The following is a 16,622-nucleotide window of genomic DNA, read 5'->3' on the forward strand; positions in this document are numbered from 1 at the left end:
TGATGTAAAGAGTGGCGTTTCATCGAATTGGCCTCTTAAGAAACCGGCAACTCCTTCTGCCAATTAAGACTTGATTGGATTAAAATTCGTAAGACACACCAAGTGTCCAAATACTGTCGTTTTCAACAATATTGTTCAGAGCACTTGAGGGAGAGAGTTCGCCTTCATGGGTATTGAAGTAGGTGTATTTCACATAAGGCGTCCATTGGTCGATAGAAGTCGAGAGAATGACTTCGTGCTCATTGGTACGATAGGAATCTTGGCTAAAGTAGAACTCTCCACCTACATGAGTGAAACCACCATTGGATCCGTCTCTATTTTCGTGGGTATAGGTGTAATCCAGAGCCCATTGCCCCATATCCAGCCCAAAACCTGCGATCCATTGATTGGTATTAATCGCGGTATCACTGAGATTCTCTAAGGTCTGACCTGAGCGGTTGTATCCATAACCTGTAAACAAGTTGAGGTTTTCGGTTGCCTGAAAGTCGACAGTCGCTTCGATTAGCATTTCTTCTCCGGTTTCCCACTTGCCGAGTTCACCGTAGAGGTTCAAGCCCCAGTCGTCAGCAAGGGTGAAGTAATGCCCATAGCCAGCAGCCAACCAGCCTTGATCATCGAAGCCAATGTAAACTTGGCCATTTTCAGACGTGTCAATGAGTGCACCGGCTTCAGTGGTATAAGTACCGTTGTCTGCCGCGTTAGAAGCGATATTCTGCTCTAGATAGACTTGAGTTGAGGTTGCAAAGGCAGCACCACTCATACACAGCATGGATAGGGGAAGTAGGCGGAACAGTTTCATAATTTTCTCCAGTATTGTTTACCTGTTAACAAGTACTGGAGATTATTTAGTGGCTGAGGCTAGGAATAAACGAAGTGGACTTATGATAAGAAATTAATCGTATTTATGTATGAGCCTTGGGCAATGCTGATTTAATAGCGTCTCTTACTTCCATATGCTGGTTGTCATTGGCGTATCGGCGATGATAGATCATGCGAAACTTAATTGGGCGCAACTCTAAAGGAATTGCATGGATGGTTAGATTTAACTTTGGCGCTAATAATTCAGCCAATGAGCGAGTAGAGGCTGCAATGTAGTCGGTAGTACTTGCAAGCATCAGCATCGAAGAAATGGAGCTTGTTTCGATACTGATTTTCCTTGGCTGTATTGGTTTGTCTGATAGGAAATCAATGGTGTTCATCTCTGAGCGCCTGACTTTTAAGGCAATGTGGCTCTCATCGAAATATTGCTCATAACTTAGTGAATCAGTTATGCGTGGATGTGCTTTTCGAGTTAGGCATACCGCTTCATCATCAAACAGGATTTCTTCGACCAATGAGTGGCGTTTATTGGAAATCACGTCTATGACCAGATCAACTTTTTGCGCGATCAGGGCATCGAACAGCAGTTCTTCATCCAGTGGCGCCTCAATAAAATTTACGCCTTCAACGTTCGCTAGAAACGGAATCATGCTCTCTGTACAGTAGACATTGAGCGCTTCACTGCTTTCTGCAACACTGTTAATGATATTGATAGGGTCTTCGACTTTATGAGCTAAAGAAACGGCGGCGCCTGTGGGTGCAATCCCTCGTCCTTCTCTGACGAAGAGTGATTTTCCGACAACAGCTTCAAGTCGTTTGATCGCAGAGCTGACTGCTGGCTGAGTTAGGTCTAGCTCTTCAGAGGCGACTGTGATCGACCTGTGCTTGTATACCGCCAAGAATGTCGTGAGTAGATTTAAGTCCATTTTAGTCTCCTGTCTGGATCGCGCCGCCACTGGTACCTAGGATGATTACCACTAAAACAATGAAGTATTTAGTATTAACATTCAACCAGATTAGACATGTTGGCAATAATTCAGCACAAGCAATTTTTTCTTTTGTTTTTTGGTGTTAGCGGCAAATTTACCTTAGCCTCATCGCTCAGTTTTGGTTGTCCGTTTACACTGTAAAAAGTTAGATATAGGAAAACTGAAAAGCCCAGCATTCATGCTGGGCTTTTAACCTACCAAGAGTCGTTGCTGCTTTTAGAAAGCACCTAAGAAACTTTTCATCGCTTTAAGCCTTAGGGTTGCCGCACCTAACATGTCGATAGGGCCAAGCAGCGCGAATGGTTTTTCTGTTGCTATCCACGCTGAGCCACGGGCGCCAATTGGTATTTCAATGCCTTCAGGTTCGCTAAATTCGATCAGAACGGTACGGCCAATATTACGAGAGTTGTTCATTAGCTGCTGAGCCACCCCCGGTTCTTGGCTCAAATGAGTGCCTCGCGCTTCACCGGTTGCTAGCGTTATCGAATGGACTCGGCCGCGAAAAATGTGCCCAGGGTAGGCATCAACATAAAACTCAGCAAATTGCCCAGCTTTGACACGGTTCCATAATTGATCGGGAATACGCATTTCCAACATCTTATTCTCGGTGTTCCAAATCTGCAGGTTACCTACTCGCGAGCCTGCTGCGGTATCAAGCCTTGTAATCGCACCGTCGAATGGGGCTCGGATTTCCAATAAGCCTAACTCATACTGCGCTTGCTTTAGCTGCGCCTGTAGTGACTCGATTTCGAACTCTAAGCCCGCAATTTGGCTTTCGGCCGCATCAATATCTCGTTGCGCGACAGAGTGCTCGAGTTTCTTCAAGCGAGCCAAATCATCTTGGTTTTGTTCAAGCTGAGTCTGTTTACCTGCGATATCGGCTTCTAACTGGGTAATAGTATTTTCTTGTTCATCATCGACAAGGGTGTAAAGCAACTGGCCTTTTTTAACCCGCTCATTGTGGTCGACATAGTAGCGATCGATAGATTCTGTTACTGGGCTCAAAATGGCTGACTGAGCACGTACAACGGATGAATCGGTGAGATCGACGGGGGAGTAGAATCGGTGCGCGAAAAAGACTGCTACGTTCATCAGAATACCAACCACGACCATGGTTGTGAGGCTGGTGGGGGTTTTCTTTACTAAGCCAGTTTTTAACAACAACCAGCAGATAAAAATATAGGGATAGAGAAGTTCTTTCATTAGCGAGTTAGCCTCCGAATTGCGTTCGACAGTTTCTCCCAATCGATCACAACGATGATAATGGCGGCAATCCATAACCAACCGTAGAAAAAGCCCAACATGCATAACCAAAAGACCAATTTAGGCTGGCCGGTGTGCGCGGAGTGTTTTTTCGGTAGAGAGTGCAGTTTCCAATAACCCCAAATCACCAGCGCCAATGTTGTGATGGTTATCATGGTCAGGGCACCAATGAAAACCGGAGTATCGAGCAGTTTGGGCTTGAGAACGGAGGTAGTAGTCCAGTACGAATTTGGAATGTCGGTATGATGAATCACGAACGCGGAGCTCAATCCAACAGACCCCAAACCAATCAAAAGCAAAGCGGCCACGACCGCAAACTTTACTTTGTGACGGCTTAGGAAAGATGGTTTGGCTTCGATGCAGATATCTTGTGCCATGTGACCTCTTAAATATTTATATCAACTGCTGCCATTTAACCACTAAGGAAAGGTGGTTATTACCATTTTGCGCCATGATGGGAAAATGCTTTTATGGCGCTGAATTTGAAGGTGGCACTAATAATGCAGTGGTTTTGATAGTGGATGGCGCCGCACTTTTTTCGCAGAGTTTGACGGGACTCGAACACTGCTTCTTGTACATCGACCTTTGGGTGACATATGCCTTAATTTCGAGACTGATTTATTTTGCGCCTAAACTGAATTGTATAGACTGAAAGAAAATGGATGTTTGTAAGCAGTAGGTTCATGGTATGTGGAAGAAATTCGTCTCATTGTCGGACGATGGTAAGCAAGTGATTGCAAGGCTATCGCCAGAGATAACAGTCGATCAGAGCTTTGATACTCGAGGGCTTAGCGAAGCCATTGAGGAACTAGAAGCGACCCATTTATTGTTGCTAGAAGATGATGTGAATCGATTTGTGAACTACGCTAAGGACCTAAAAAAAGACGCGTACGATGGTATCGTGATTGCCCAGCAGCGCAACGCGCAGGTCGAAGTAGAACTGTCTTCCCACGATATGCTGGCCTCGATGAAAATCACTGGGGCGTATGGCGGGCGCGGTTTACGTGGCAATGAAATTGTTCATGCTTTGGCTGAGGCTCATGTCACCAAAGGGATTAATAAACTGGCGCTGAAGAAAGTGCTTGTGATGAGTAATCAACTTAAAGCGGGTGAAGTGTTCATTCAGCCGGTGGCCAAGGGCAAAGAACCTGTGCAAGGGCAAGATGCCAAGTTTATTCCGTTAGTCGAAGATGCCACTAAACGTGTTCTCGCACCGAAAGCCGAGGGAGAAGACAAGGTCGACATGCTCGATTTGGGCGAAACGGTGACTGTCGATGTTGGTGATCATCTGATGAAACGAGTACCCGCCACCAAAGGGCAACCGGGTATCACAGTTCAAGGTAAACTCATCCCACCTAAACCAGGTAACGACAAAGCCCTTTCTGCCAGTAAGGGCTCGGAGGTGTCGCCAACCGATCCTAATCTTCTTATTGCAAGCCTATCAGGTATGCCGATCTTGAAAGAAAAATCCGTAGAAGTGGATAACGCTCTTTGTCTCAAAGAGATCGGTGTGGCAACTGGGCACGTTAAGTTTAAAGGATCGATAATCGTCACTGGGAACATTGAATCCGATATGGTGGTGCGTGCCACAGGCTCAATTACGGTTGCAGGGTTCATTGAATCGGCGGATGTACAAGCTCAAGGTAACATTGAGGTGGCTAAGGGCATTATCGGCCACACTGTTTCCGAAGGGGAATCGAAAAGTTGTGTCGTGAAGTCTGGTGGGTCGATTAAGGCTAACTACGCACAGTATTCAGAACTTCAAGCCGCAGAAAATATCGAACTATCGGTGCATTGCTTGAACAATGCCATTCGTAGTGGGGGTGACATTACCGTCAGTGATGCGGGTGGTCGTCAAGGTACTCTGAGTGGTGGACATGCGCGCATTGGTGGCAAGGTCACGTGTGTAAACTTAGGCGTTGAAGGGGACACGCCGACTCATGTTGAAGGTTTCGCCAAATATGCCATGTATAAAGAGCGCCTAAGCAAACTCAAAGCCCACTATAAAGTCGCGCAAGAAGCGACCATGGAAGTGGTTCGCAAAGAGCTTGAGTTAAGAAAAACGCCAAAAGCAGAACGTTCAGAAACGGCAGAACAAGAGATAGAGCAATTCAAACAAGAGTCAAACGACAACCTAGAGAAAGCCAAACAGGCGCTCGACTCTTTGATGGAAGAATTTGATGCGTTGCTAGCGACCAATACCATTGAAGCGAAAAACAAAGTGTATAGCCACGTGACGGTTCAATTTGGGGAAGATAAGGTCACCACTAAGCGTTCTCACGGCCCTAGTGTATTTAAGTACAACCAGTACAAAATTGAATGCACCTCTATGATGGGGGAAGAAGCGTTAGAGCATGATTTGTAGAGCGGTAGAAACGATAGAAAGAGGCCTAAATGGCCTCTTTTTTTGTTTTTAGCGCTAGCTAGGCACTAAAAACAAAAGGCTGTGTGGCGTTTACAGTACTGCTTTTATGGCAGCATCCGCACATTCCACGTCTAAGTGACCGCCAGGGGCACCTCCGACACCGATCGCTCCAACAACAGCGTTGTTGATCGTGATAGGCACTCCTCCTGCGAGAAATAGTAGGTTGTCATCCATAGTTTGTAGCGGCTGCATAATCGGTTTTTCGGCGATAAGTTTCATTAAATTAGCCGTAGGCTGTTTCATGCTCATCGCGGTAAATGCTTTTTGACGAGAGCTGTCTAACGTGTGCGTACCTGCGTTATCTGAACGTAGTTGCGCGATGACATTGCCTGACACACCGACCACTGTTGCTGTCACATTGTAGCCTTTCGCTTCACATTGCTTAACTGCTTCATGAGCCAGTGAGAATGCGGTGCTGGAAGAGATTTGACTAAATGATGATGTTGCTGGCGCTTCATTGGCGAAAGCGCCAAAGGAAGTAGTAGAGAAAATCAGTGAAGAAGTGAAGGCTGCTAGTGTTAGACGTTTCATGTGAACTCCTGTTCGACGTTGTTGTTTCAGTAAGTGCATCCTAGCAAGGGCAGTATTACCTCCAACTTTCCCAATCATTACAAAGCTGTAATGTTTATTAAATTTGAGAATAGATATTGGTAGAGTAGATAAAAGGTTAGCGATGACATGGAAAAGTGATGAAGGTTTTACTGATTGAAGATGATGCGCATATCGCCCGTTTTCTAATTAATGGATTTCAGCAGGAAGGCTGTTCGATTTGCCACGCAGAGAATGGGATTGATGGTTTACATCATGCAATAACAGAATCTTACGATGTGATTGTTCTCGACATTATGTTGCCTGGCAAAGATGGTTTCGAAGTGCTGTCTCAATTACGAGGGGAAGGGCACAGCACTCCGGTTCTTATTCTTAGTGCCAAACACTCTGTAGAAGAGAGGGTTCAAGGCCTGCAGTCTGGGGCTGATGACTACTTGATCAAACCTTTTGCTTTTCCTGAGCTTTTGGCTAGGTGTCAGTCTCTTAGCCGCAGAGGAAAACACATTGCTCAGCAATCTCATGTCTTAGAGTACGATGAATTATGTTTAGACTTGCTTAAACATTCTTTAAGCCGCAGCGGGCAAACTATTCCACTCAATCAACGTGAGTTTATGTTGATGAAGCAGTTTTTGGAAAACCCAGAAACAGTCATTTCTAAAACCGCTATTTTGGAGCAGGTATGGGGGCATCAGTTTGATCCACAAACAAACGTGGTGGATGTCTTGGTGTGCCGGCTGAGAAGCAAGGTAGACAAATCCTTTTCTTCCGCTCTGATTCATACCTTAAGAGGAGTCGGCTATGTCCTCAAATCTGGCCATTGATGCTGCTCTTAAAAAGACTCAGCGGGCTTTGCTGTGCCGATTTATGGCAGTGCTATTAGCATGCCTGTTGGTCATAGAAGCTGTGGTCGGTGGCTTCTTCTTTTACGATTTGTACCAGACAGAAAAGAAGCTAATGAACTCAATGGCTACGGAGTATCAGCGAATTTTGACCTACGACTCTGCTCAGCGTTTAGAGCATGTTCTGGTTGCAAATCCTCTCCGTTTGACTGAAAACAATGTGGCTGCATTTTCTGTCGATAAAGCGGGCTCTGGTGACGTCATTTTCGTCTCTGGAGATGACAATATTCCCGCTCAGAATGACTTAGCAACGTACGTAGCCAACAATAAATCTTGGTTTCAAGCGTTTATTATCAGCCCGTATATGGCGATTAAGTTGACGGGTGAACAGCAAGATTTCTGGCTGGTTCTTGATAATCATGCACGTTACAACATTGCGTTAAAACAGTGGCTCCTAACCCTCTATGCTCTGTTAATGCTAGTGGTGGTGACAGGCATCTGTACCTATATCATTATTGGCCGGACGATTTCACCGTTAATCACTTTGGGTTCCTTGCTGGAGCGATTACGTGCCGGTGAATTGGATTTAGACACACCTAGCGCCGCTCCCCTTTCAACGCAAGGGCTAGGTCTTATTCGTGATAGTGTTCATCAAGCCATCGGTCGGTTGCAACACGTCACAACTACTCTCAATACGACTGTGGATGCAATTGCTCACGATATTCGCACCCCGTTATCTCGTATTACATTGGCCTCACAACAGGCATTAATGCATGAGCCCTCCCAAAACAAGCCTAAGGTTCTAGAAAGTGCACTAGCCGATTGCTCAGAGCATGCCGCTCAGGCCAGCAATATGTTAACGGCTTTAATGAAACTGAATGATGAGCTGATCGGAAAGCGAGCTGCGCAATCAATCGACACCAACGTGCGAGACATAATGAACACCGTGGTCAGTTGGTATGAAGATGTGGCGGATGAGAAAGGGGTGAGCTTAGCCGTTGGTAATACAACTGACCGCCTGATTCAATCTGATCCAGACAAACTCACGCAAGTGTTGGTTAACTTAGTTGATAACGCAATTAAGTACACTAAAGCAGGTGGTCGGGTGGTGCTTGAAAGCGTTATAGGAGGGAATAACCAGTTAGAGATTCGTGTGATTGATAATGGAATCGGCATTGCTCCTGAGTACCAAGACTTGGTATTCGAACGCCTTTATCGAGTCGATACAAGCCGAAGTAACGTCAGTGGATATGGGCTAGGGCTATCTTTAGCAGCTGCCATGGTTAGTAGTTTGGGGGGCACGATATCGGTGGAGTCACAGAGAAATCAAGGCAGTGTGTTTATGTTAACTTTGCCTCGTTAGTCACTGTTCTGTCTTGGCGTTGTGCCTTTAGCGCCAAGGTTTTCCCTTCTGGTTGTTAAGAAACGTAAATTTTCAATAAGTGAAAAATATCGCTCAAACCTTATAAATAAAGGGATTGATTGGTGGTTTTCATTCAGTTTTCATGTTTCATAAATACGATAATTCTAATGATTAGACACATTTATTCGCTAGATAGCTAAAAGGCTAAGTGAGAGTATCGGCTTGATTGCTAAATTAGCAGTTGCTTACTTAAGTCAACCATCTAGAGATACCTATGAAACTTAAACTGATTGTCTCGCTGGCAGCCGCCTCTTTACTCTCCCCTCTAGCGCTAGCGTTGACACAAGAAGAAAAAATCAAACAGATCACCGTCATGCTTGAGCAAAACCCAACCATCATTGACGGCTTGTATGACAGCCTAAATCAATACGTTAACCAAGCAGCCATGACGGGCAATGTGATGGAGAAATATCACGACTACATGCACAACAACCCAAGCCACTCTTGGTTTGGTGCTGAAAATGCCGCGGTAACCATCATTAACTTTACCGACTACAGCTGCCCTTTCTGTAAACGTTTGGATCCTGTGCTGAATCAGCTGACCGAGGCATACCCTGAGGATGTTAAAGTCATCAACATTTATGTGCCGTTGCGTGAGCGCGGAAATGTCATGAACTCGTCGATATTGGCGGCGAACTTGTGGAAAAGCGAGCGCGATGTCTACCAACAAGCACATGAGATGCTTATCAAAAAATCGGGCGTTCACGATATGACTTCACTGAACCAAATCGCTCAACGTTTAGATGTCTCAGACCAGCTTACAACTGACCCTAACACCACCGAGTTGCTAGAGCAGAACTACCAGCTGTTTGTTGACTTAGGACTACGAGGGACACCGGGCATGATTGTAGGCGGCCAAATTGTTGAAGGTTATCTTCCATACAACAAGCTTGAACCTTTAGTGGCAGAGAAACTTGAACAGGCCAAATAATCCGTCGATTTAGTGCAACTTACAAAAAAGGAGTTGGTGATGAAATGTTTACAAAAACTGGCCGTTTTATGGCTGATGCTGGTGTCTTCGTTCGCGTTTGCACAGAGCGAGCAACAGGTGGCTGAGATCATCAGCAGTGATTCTCCTCCGGTTGGGGTGGTGTTTGAAGTGATGGAATGGGAAGAGGGGACGTTTACCGGAATCCTTAACCAGATTTCTCACTTTTCCGATACGCTCAAAGCTAAGCACCCAAACATTGAAGTAGCGGTGGTAAGCCATGGCTCGGAACAGTTTGCGTTACTGAAAGAGAATCAGGGCTCTCAAAGTGGTGTTCACGACTTAACCCAGTCGCTAGTGAGTAATGGGATTAGCGTTGAAGTGTGTGCAACCCACGCTTCTTGGTATGGAAAAGACGCCAGTGACTTTGCTGATCACGTAGAAGTAGTTGAGCGAGCGCCAATGGCTATACGAGCATATCAAGAAAAGGGTTACGTGCTTATTCGTATGTAGCTCGCCACGAGGTGATGCCTACACGATAGAAGTTCAGTGTAGACATCACCTAATAGAATTAAAGCTTAGCGTAAGTGAACTTTGGAGTATTCACGAGTTTCATTCAGAGCATGGGCAATAATTTGGTTATGCTCCAATGAAGGTGAAAAGAACACACAAATATTGTAATTGAGGGTGCTGGCGAGCTCATAGCTATCGACTTTAGTCAGTGTCCCCATTTGGCAAAAAGGCGCAGCCAGTTCTTCTGGTAACGCCGCCCACCCACCGAGCTTTAATAGCTCGATCACAACATCGTTATTACTCACTACACTGTAGTCGGGCGATATTTTCACCCCTTGCAGTGAGGCATCATGGTGATTTTCTAGGATGTACTGCTTATCTAATTGCAGATCGGCGAGACGAACAGATTGTTTCTTTCCTAATGAGTTATCGATGCCAGTATAAACTGACAAAGGCACTCGACCTAAGTTAATGAAGTTCACTTCTTTATCAGGATGCACCATCATTTTGATTGGCATGAGTGCTAGGTGCGCTTGGCCATTGGTGAGATCTTCCATCGCTTCGTGTCGGCTACGGTGCAACCAATTTAGCTGCGTTTGCGGGTATTGAGAGCGAACGCTTTTCTCTATGTGAGCAATCAGAGAAGCGGGAATCATTGCGTCATGGTAGATATTAAGAGTCAGTAGCTCTTGATCAAACGAATTGAACGCTGCTTTTTCAAACTCTTCTATCTGACGAGCAATAGCCACCCCTCTTGGATACAGCTGCCTAGCTGTATTGGTAGGGACAGCACTTCGCCCTTGAATTTCAAACAGGTCGACACCGATGCTGTCTTCCAAAATGGTCACATGTTCACGAACTGTTGAGCGGTCTCGGCCTATCACTCGAGCAGCCGCACTGTAAGAACCGTGCTCGTACACGGCGCAGAAACTCATAATTTGATCACGTGTGAACATCACTAGGCTCTCTATCTGGAGGGGATAACCCATCATATCTGGTTAAAAGTGCTAAGGGAAGCTCAGTAAAATAGCGGTTCAAGCGTTATAGCCGCCAAATACACTACGGAAAAGTTGAACGCATTTTGGTTGCTATCTCTTACTTAACTTAGTTCTACAGGACGAAACTAAGGCAACATCTGAGGTAGGATTTATGATAATCCACAACACAAGTTTAACTTACGACTCGCTCCCAACCGTTTATGCCTTGCTCGACACACCAGTGTTTATGTGGGCGATTGTCATCTTTACAGCAGCGCTTTTGTGCTGGGTTTTGAAAAAACTCTGGTACATACATTCACTACCGAAAATTAAAGCCAAAGAACTGGGTTTAGGACAAGCCAAATTGGTCTTTTGGTTATGTATCTTAGGGTTAGCTTGGAAGCCGCTTTGGGTGTTAGCCGTGCTCGCCATAGTGACTGATTGGGATAAGGTTCAAGGCTGGATTAAGGAGGCTCGCTCATGAAAGAGATTATGCTTCCCTACATACTTTTGGTGTGGTTGCTGTTTAAATTTAACGTACTAAAACGCACTCCTAGTAACTACTTCGCGACAACCTTGATTGGAGCACTGTTGATGGTGAGCTTGTTCTTTGCCCACCGTTTTTACTCACCGGCCGATCTAACCAACTCGACGACCGTCAAAGCACCACATGCGATTTTGTCACCAGCATTTGGTCAGCAAATTGACCGCATTTACATTGACCATAATCAGCAAGTCAGAAAAGGCGAGGTTCTCTACACCTTGAGAGATGACAAGATTGCCGCCGCGATTGTTGAAGTGGAAGCGGGTATTTCGGAGATCGCAAAGTCGATTGAAGCTAAACAGGTAGAGTGGCGACAAGCGAAACGAAACCACAAGCGTAATGTCGATATTCAAGAACATGCGACCAAAAAGGACGTAGAACAATCAGGTGATTTAATCGAGTTAATTGAGGCAGAGCTGGCGGTATTAGAAGCCAAGTTTACCGGCCTACAAGCTAGGCTGAGCAATTTAGAGTTTGAACATGAACGGCTAACAGTGACAGCACCGTTTGATGGCATGGTGACCCATATATTCATTGCTGATGGATCTCGTGTCGGGGCGTTACACCTTTGGGATATTAATCGGAAATTTATTGAAATGCGCATCCCAGATCAGGCTTATAAGAATATCCGCCCTGGGCAGTTTAGTGAGTTCTATGTTGACAGCTACCCAGGAGAAATTTTTCGAGCCAAGGTGCACAGTATTGTCAATGCGACCGGAGAAGCTCAGGGAAGCTTGATGCCTATAGAGCAGCGCGTAGCGGGGCATATTATGATGGGCTCAGCGCCGGTAGGCAGAACCGTGATTTTAGAAATGGATTCAGCGACCATGGCATTGATGCCCATTGGCGCAACAGGATCGGCATGGATAAGTGCTGATAAACCGCATCGGCTACTCGGATTTTTAGACATTATCGGTGGAGCTGGCGTTCGATTAACCGCAGCCAAGTCTTATTTACAAGCTTTGTAGTTCAACTTTACATCTCGAGCGGCCTATTAGTTTTCTAATAGGCCGTTTTTTGTTTCCTAAAATCTAAAACGCTAATGGACTTATTTTGTTTGGTTAACCCCACCATAACTGGTTATATCTACGTTTTTTTGATTGGTATATTGCACACATAGCAAATAACTCAGCGATTAACTTATCCCAAGTGAGGTATATATGTTCAAGTTCAATCAACTTTCTACTGCTGTGGTAGCGTCTGTGTGTGTAGGCTTTTCTGGTGTGTCAGTAGCCAGTGATTATCAAGTCATGGAAGGTGTGATTTACGGGCAAGGTGATGTAACGCTGGAAGGCGTTGTACAACCTCGAGATCTATGGATGGACGTATATTTGCCAGAGAATACTCAATCACAACCTACTGAAGCGATTTTTATGACGTTTGGTGGCGCTTATCACCGAGGTCACCCACATAACCCGTATTTGATGGAAGGGGCTCAGACGACGTCGATGAAAGAGTACTGCGAAACGTTCGTTAAGCAGGGGTACGCGTGTTTTACTATTGATTATCGAGTTGCTCCGGAGCAGCCAACGCCAACTCGAGAAGGTTACAGTGAGCAAATGCTTAACATGGATCCTGTACCTAATATGCAGGGTCAAGTGAATATCGTGCGTTCTCTAATGGGGTTACCGGCGCTGGATTTCGCTAAACGTTCAGATGTAGAAATTCTTGAGAACACGGTGCTAGCCGCAGCGGAAGATTTACGTAGCGCAGTTCGTTTTGTTAAAGACCATGCCGATGACTACAACATTGACCCAGAAAAAATCGTGATTGGTGGATTCTCGGCTGGTGCGATTACCAGTTTGAATGTTGGACATGGAATGCAGGAACCAGTGGCCGGTATTATGATGCTAGGAACTGCAGAGATAGGCTTCGATATCAAGAAAACCGTTCAAGACGGTAACGCTGTTAGCCCGATATTAATGTTCCAAGGTCAGTATGATTTACCCGCTACATTTATTGGTACACCAGAATTATTGAAGCACTATGAAAAGGTCGGTGTGGATTACTCATACTCGTGGGTTCCGGGAGCCAGCCACTTTTATCCATCAGGCTCGGTAGCGCTATCGGGGGATGGATTACGTCAGCCAATTGAGCAACGAATGCTTGAGTTTATTGAGCGTGTGACTCAATAGTTTCTGATTCCTGAAACCGTTAGTCCAAGCAATAACACGGTAAACAGTCAGCCCCATGCGCTAAAGCCCATGGGGCTGTTTCATTTTGAATAGAAAGCGCTGTGATTAGATTGTTATAAGGAGTCAATTTGCGCGTCAATTTGAGAATTGCACGATGAAGATGGATTTAGTTTATATAAAACAAAAGGATAACCATGGCATTGTGATTGCTATAGATGAGTAGAGGCTAAACAATCGATTCGTTTTTAGGTATTTGGGGATTAAATGGCGATATCTTGCTACACAACACAATCAGTATCTGGCCATCATATTATTGTGGTGGTGTTGGCGCTGTTGTTTGTCGGTTTAGCTTGGTATTTAGTGCCTCACCCTGTTGTATCTGTCGGGCTTGCATTTGTGCCGATTGCCGTGCTGTTTACTCTTCGTTTCCCTGTCTTATTCGCTTTGTTGTTTATCGTGTTTTCTTACTTTCGAATTCACGAAGCGTTCCCGATGTTAATGCCGTTCCGCATTCCTTTATTACTGTCGTTAGCGACGTTGTTTACCTTCTCGTGGCATATCTTTATTTCAAGGAATATCCAACTGAAAGGCAGTAAAGAGCTGACCTGCTTCTATCTATTTTTTGTCGCGGTGACTTTGGGAGTGATGTTCGCCACCAATCGCCCGGCATCGCTCAGTTATTTCACTAGCACCTATGTGAAAATCGCGATCATGACACCGGTACTGGCATCGATCCTGACTGAGCCTCGCCATTTTAAGTTGGCGATACGGATGTTCTGCTTAGCAGGTGTCATGGTGGCATTGGTGGCGATCAGTAACAAGCTGGCGGGAATTGGCCTTGTAGAAGGCACACGCGTCACAATTGGCCGTAGCTTCCAATCGGTGTTGGGCGATCCCAACGACTTATCTTTGGTATTGCTGTTTCCACTCTCGTTTGCCTTAGCGCTGTTCCTCACTCCAAAAATCGCAACATTTGAACGGCTCTTTGGCATGGTTGCTGTCTTGCTGATTGTTTGGGCCATTATCGCGACCCAGAGCCGTGGGGGAATACTGGGGATTGCGAGTGTATTGGGGATTTTTGCCTATCGACGAGTGAAATCGAAAGCCTTGTTGATGGTTGGTGGCATGCTGGTCCTTGCCATTTTGTATGTGGTTGCAGGGGTCGACGGCCGACAATCAGGTGGGGCGGCCGAAGATGGTATAGACGAATCGGCGATGGGGCGGATTTATGCTTGGGGCGCGGCATATAGAATGGCCTTGGACAACCCGTTTACGGGCGTAGGGTTAGATAATTTTTTGTATAACTACTTTTTCTACAGTGCGCACTGGGATGGCATGAATCACGCGGTGCACAGTACATGGTTTGGTGTGCTGGCGGAAACCGGCTTTTTGGGCGTAATTTTGTTTATCATCATGATAGTTGTGATGCTAAAAACAGCCGCAACTACGCTATATACCGTGGCCGAACGGCGCGAACAATTTCCTGCTATTTCCTCAGCGATGAGTGAAGGCATATTTGCAGGGATCGTCGCTTTTTGTGTCTCGGGATCTTTCCTCACTCAAGGCTTTACTTGGCCTGTCTATATTCTTGTTGCTTTGACGACGGCGAACAGTGTATTCGTCAAGCAACACGCCAGCTCGCTATCGAAAGAGCATTGATCGCTCCGTATGGGGCTGTGTTGGGTTTATTTTGACACAGTCATAAGCCTGTCAGAGTTGACTAAACTTGATATTCATCCAATCTTTTATTTTTGGATTCGGATACGTTTACTGATCTGTTCTTATTATTGGAGTCATTATGGCGACTTTTCCAAACTCATTTTTGTGGGGCGGCGCAATTGCAGCTAATCAAGTTGAAGGCGCGTTTAATCAAGACGGTAAAGGACTGTCTACATCTGATATGTTGCCTAACGGGATATTAAGCCCTCATCAAGCCTTGAATCAACGTACTGATGGTATCAAAGACGTAGCGATCGACTTTTATCGTCGCTACCCAGAAGACATCGCTTTGTTTAATGAGATGGGCTTCAACTGTTTGCGTCTATCGATCGCTTGGACACGAATTTTCCCCAATGGTGATGAACAAGAGCCCAATGAAGCTGGCTTAGCGTATTACGACAAGATTTTTGATGAGCTAGCCAAATACGACATCACCCCATTTGTGACCTTATCTCACTATGAAATGCCATTTGCACTGGCTGAGAACTATGGTGGATGGGCAGATAGAAAACTGATTGATTACTTCGAACGTTACGCGCGTACGGTGTTCGAGCGTTACAAAGACAAAGTAAAGCTGTGGCTGACCTTTAATGAAATCAATATGTCGCTACATGCGCCATTTACTGGAGTGGGTTTGCCTGAAGAAGCCTCCGAGCAAGCTATATATCAAGCAATTCATCATCAGCTTATTGCTAATGCCAAGGCGGTGAATTTGTGTCACAGCATCATTCCGGATGCCCAAATAGGCAACATGCTGCTCGGTGCTCTGAATTACCCGTATACCTGTAACCCGGATGACGTGATTGCAGCGATGCACGAAAACAACAAGTGGTTGTTTTTTGGGGATGTACAGGCACGAGGAAAATACCCTGGCTACATGCTGCGCTATTTCCGTGAAAACGGTATTAAGATTGAAATGGAAGAGGGTGATCTAGAAATCATCGCCTCCGCCAGCGTTGATTTTGTATCATTTAGCTATTATGCCAGCGGATGCGCCAGTGCCGATCCGAAACAAAAAGAAGTCGGTAATATCGTCGATAGTGTGCCAAACCCATATTTAGAGAAAAGCCAGTGGGGATGGTTGATCGATCCGAAAGGTCTGCGGGTTCTGCTCAACTTCTTGTACGATCGCTACCAAAAACCGTTATTTATCGTTGAAAATGGTTTGGGCGCACGCGACGAAGTCAATGAGAAAGGTGAAATCCTCGATGACTATCGAATAGCGTATCTGAACGACCACTTAGTGCAGGCTCGTGAAGCGGTACTGGATGGCGTTGAACTTATGGGTTTCACCAGTTGGGGGCCGATCGATTTGGTGGCCAACTCAACTGCCGAGATGAGCAAACGCTATGGTTATATCTATGTCGATCGCCATGATGACGGTTCAGGGACGCTGGAAAGAAAGCGCAAAAAGAGCTTCTTTTGGTACCAAGAGGTAATTCGCACCAACGGTGGTAGTCTCAAAGAGTAGTGATAAGCGGAGCGTATGGCTCCGCTTT

16 protein-coding genes are annotated in these 16,622 nt (G+C 45.6%); 10 read left to right on the plus strand and 6 right to left on the minus strand.

Annotation, left to right across the window (positions count from 1 at the left end; translation table 11 throughout):
- Nucleotides 1-79: 79 nt before the first annotated feature.
- From J4N42_RS14505 to J4N42_RS14520, 4 genes are all read right to left on the minus strand, one after another.
- Nucleotides 80-799 (minus strand): hypothetical protein, encoded by a 720-nt coding sequence (locus tag J4N42_RS14505; RefSeq protein WP_252032859.1) that lies wholly within the window; start codon nt 797-799, stop codon nt 80-82.
- Between the two features lie 103 nt (nt 800-902).
- Complete coding sequence (locus tag J4N42_RS14510) at nt 903-1,745, minus strand: LysR family transcriptional regulator (RefSeq protein ID WP_252032862.1); 843 nt, start codon at nt 1,743-1,745, stop codon at nt 903-905.
- A gap of 279 nt (nt 1,746-2,024) precedes the next feature.
- Nucleotides 2,025-3,011 carry an efflux RND transporter periplasmic adaptor subunit gene (locus J4N42_RS14515; RefSeq protein ID WP_252032865.1) on the minus strand — a complete coding sequence of 329 codons (987 nt, stop codon included), beginning with the start codon at nt 3,009-3,011 and terminating at the stop codon, nt 2,025-2,027.
- Nucleotides 3,011-3,448, minus strand: a complete 438-nt coding sequence (locus J4N42_RS14520) for a hypothetical protein (protein ID WP_252032868.1) — start codon at nt 3,446-3,448, stop codon at nt 3,011-3,013. The genes J4N42_RS14515 and J4N42_RS14520 overlap by 1 nt, the downstream gene beginning before the upstream one ends.
- Before the next feature lie 311 nt (nt 3,449-3,759).
- Between J4N42_RS14520 and J4N42_RS14525 the strand changes: the two genes are divergently transcribed.
- The gene (locus J4N42_RS14525; RefSeq protein ID WP_252032871.1) at nt 3,760-5,436 is read left to right on the plus strand and encodes a flagellar assembly protein A; all 1,677 of its coding nucleotides are present in this window, start codon (nt 3,760-3,762) and stop codon (nt 5,434-5,436) included.
- A 90-nt stretch (nt 5,437-5,526) separates the two neighbouring features.
- On the opposite strand, the gene J4N42_RS14530 is transcribed toward J4N42_RS14525, so the two are convergent.
- Complete coding sequence (locus J4N42_RS14530; RefSeq protein ID WP_252032874.1) at nt 5,527-6,027, minus strand: GlcG/HbpS family heme-binding protein; 501 nt, start codon at nt 6,025-6,027, stop codon at nt 5,527-5,529.
- 158 nt (nt 6,028-6,185) lie between these two features.
- Between J4N42_RS14530 and J4N42_RS14535 the strand changes: the two genes are divergently transcribed.
- The 4 genes from J4N42_RS14535 to J4N42_RS14550 all read left to right on the plus strand — a co-directional run bounded on the left by J4N42_RS14535 (nt 6,186) and on the right by J4N42_RS14550 (nt 9,748).
- Nucleotides 6,186-6,866 carry a response regulator gene (locus J4N42_RS14535; protein WP_252032877.1) on the plus strand — a complete coding sequence of 227 codons (681 nt, stop codon included), beginning with the start codon at nt 6,186-6,188 and terminating at the stop codon, nt 6,864-6,866.
- Nucleotides 6,844-8,247, plus strand: coding sequence for a sensor histidine kinase (locus J4N42_RS14540; RefSeq protein WP_252032879.1), 1,404 nt, complete (start codon nt 6,844-6,846; stop codon nt 8,245-8,247). The genes J4N42_RS14535 and J4N42_RS14540 overlap by 23 nt, the downstream gene beginning before the upstream one ends.
- A 274-nt stretch (nt 8,248-8,521) precedes the next feature.
- Nucleotides 8,522-9,238, plus strand: a complete 717-nt coding sequence (locus J4N42_RS14545; protein WP_252032880.1) for a DsbA family protein — start codon at nt 8,522-8,524, stop codon at nt 9,236-9,238.
- A gap of 39 nt (nt 9,239-9,277) precedes the next feature.
- A complete protein-coding gene (locus tag J4N42_RS14550) occupies nt 9,278-9,748 on the plus strand; it encodes a DsrE family protein (RefSeq protein ID WP_252032882.1) in 471 nt (156 codons plus the stop codon).
- A 65-nt stretch (nt 9,749-9,813) separates the two neighbouring features.
- Here J4N42_RS14550 and J4N42_RS14555 read toward each other — a convergent pair whose 3' ends face one another.
- Complete coding sequence (locus J4N42_RS14555) at nt 9,814-10,704, minus strand: LysR family transcriptional regulator (protein WP_252032884.1); 891 nt, start codon at nt 10,702-10,704, stop codon at nt 9,814-9,816.
- A 193-nt stretch (nt 10,705-10,897) separates the two neighbouring features.
- Between J4N42_RS14555 and J4N42_RS14560 the strand changes: the two genes are divergently transcribed.
- From J4N42_RS14560 to J4N42_RS14580, 5 genes are all read left to right on the plus strand, one after another.
- Nucleotides 10,898-11,209: an Mg2+ and Co2+ transporter gene (locus J4N42_RS14560; protein ID WP_252032885.1), complete on the plus strand. Its 312-nt coding sequence runs from the start codon at nt 10,898-10,900 to the stop codon at nt 11,207-11,209.
- Nucleotides 11,206-12,237 (plus strand): HlyD family secretion protein, encoded by a 1,032-nt coding sequence (locus J4N42_RS14565; RefSeq protein ID WP_252032886.1) that lies wholly within the window; start codon nt 11,206-11,208, stop codon nt 12,235-12,237. The genes J4N42_RS14560 and J4N42_RS14565 overlap by 4 nt, the downstream gene beginning before the upstream one ends.
- A gap of 192 nt (nt 12,238-12,429) precedes the next feature.
- Nucleotides 12,430-13,404 carry an alpha/beta hydrolase gene (locus J4N42_RS14570; protein ID WP_252032887.1) on the plus strand — a complete coding sequence of 325 codons (975 nt, stop codon included), beginning with the start codon at nt 12,430-12,432 and terminating at the stop codon, nt 13,402-13,404.
- A 264-nt stretch (nt 13,405-13,668) separates the two neighbouring features.
- Nucleotides 13,669-15,063: an O-antigen ligase family protein gene (locus J4N42_RS14575; protein ID WP_252032888.1), complete on the plus strand. Its 1,395-nt coding sequence runs from the start codon at nt 13,669-13,671 to the stop codon at nt 15,061-15,063.
- Between the two features lie 139 nt (nt 15,064-15,202).
- Nucleotides 15,203-16,594 (plus strand): glycoside hydrolase family 1 protein, encoded by a 1,392-nt coding sequence (locus J4N42_RS14580; protein ID WP_252032889.1) that lies wholly within the window; start codon nt 15,203-15,205, stop codon nt 16,592-16,594.
- Nucleotides 16,595-16,622 lie beyond the last annotated feature (28 nt).

Origin of the sequence: Vibrio sp. SCSIO 43135, from assembly GCF_023716665.1 — a bacterium.
In the GTDB taxonomy this organism is placed as follows: Bacteria; Pseudomonadota; Gammaproteobacteria; order Enterobacterales; family Vibrionaceae; genus Vibrio; species Vibrio paucivorans.

Excerpts from the sequence above, each read along its gene's own strand:
- J4N42_RS14520 (WP_252032868.1), bottom strand. The coding sequence starts at position 3,448 with ATGGCACAAGATATCTGCATCGAAGCCAAACCATCTTTCCTAAGCCGT.
- J4N42_RS14555 (WP_252032884.1), bottom strand. The coding sequence starts at position 10,704 with ATGTTCACACGTGATCAAATTATGAGTTTCTGCGCCGTGTACGAGCAC.
- J4N42_RS14550 (WP_252032882.1), top strand. The coding sequence starts at position 9,278 with ATGAAATGTTTACAAAAACTGGCCGTTTTATGGCTGATGCTGGTGTCT.
- J4N42_RS14505 (WP_252032859.1), bottom strand. The coding sequence starts at position 799 with ATGAAACTGTTCCGCCTACTTCCCCTATCCATGCTGTGTATGAGTGGT.
- J4N42_RS14570 (WP_252032887.1), top strand. The coding sequence starts at position 12,430 with ATGTTCAAGTTCAATCAACTTTCTACTGCTGTGGTAGCGTCTGTGTGT.
- J4N42_RS14580 (WP_252032889.1), top strand. The coding sequence starts at position 15,203 with ATGGCGACTTTTCCAAACTCATTTTTGTGGGGCGGCGCAATTGCAGCT.
- J4N42_RS14510 (WP_252032862.1), bottom strand. The coding sequence starts at position 1,745 with ATGGACTTAAATCTACTCACGACATTCTTGGCGGTATACAAGCACAGG.
- J4N42_RS14565 (WP_252032886.1), top strand. The coding sequence starts at position 11,206 with ATGAAAGAGATTATGCTTCCCTACATACTTTTGGTGTGGTTGCTGTTT.
- J4N42_RS14540 (WP_252032879.1), top strand. The coding sequence starts at position 6,844 with ATGTCCTCAAATCTGGCCATTGATGCTGCTCTTAAAAAGACTCAGCGG.
- J4N42_RS14530 (WP_252032874.1), bottom strand. The coding sequence starts at position 6,027 with ATGAAACGTCTAACACTAGCAGCCTTCACTTCTTCACTGATTTTCTCT.
- J4N42_RS14545 (WP_252032880.1), top strand. The coding sequence starts at position 8,522 with ATGAAACTTAAACTGATTGTCTCGCTGGCAGCCGCCTCTTTACTCTCC.
- J4N42_RS14535 (WP_252032877.1), top strand. The coding sequence starts at position 6,186 with ATGAAGGTTTTACTGATTGAAGATGATGCGCATATCGCCCGTTTTCTA.
- J4N42_RS14515 (WP_252032865.1), bottom strand. The coding sequence starts at position 3,011 with ATGAAAGAACTTCTCTATCCCTATATTTTTATCTGCTGGTTGTTGTTA.
- J4N42_RS14575 (WP_252032888.1), top strand. The coding sequence starts at position 13,669 with ATGGCGATATCTTGCTACACAACACAATCAGTATCTGGCCATCATATT.
- J4N42_RS14525 (WP_252032871.1), top strand. The coding sequence starts at position 3,760 with ATGTGGAAGAAATTCGTCTCATTGTCGGACGATGGTAAGCAAGTGATT.
- J4N42_RS14560 (WP_252032885.1), top strand. The coding sequence starts at position 10,898 with ATGATAATCCACAACACAAGTTTAACTTACGACTCGCTCCCAACCGTT.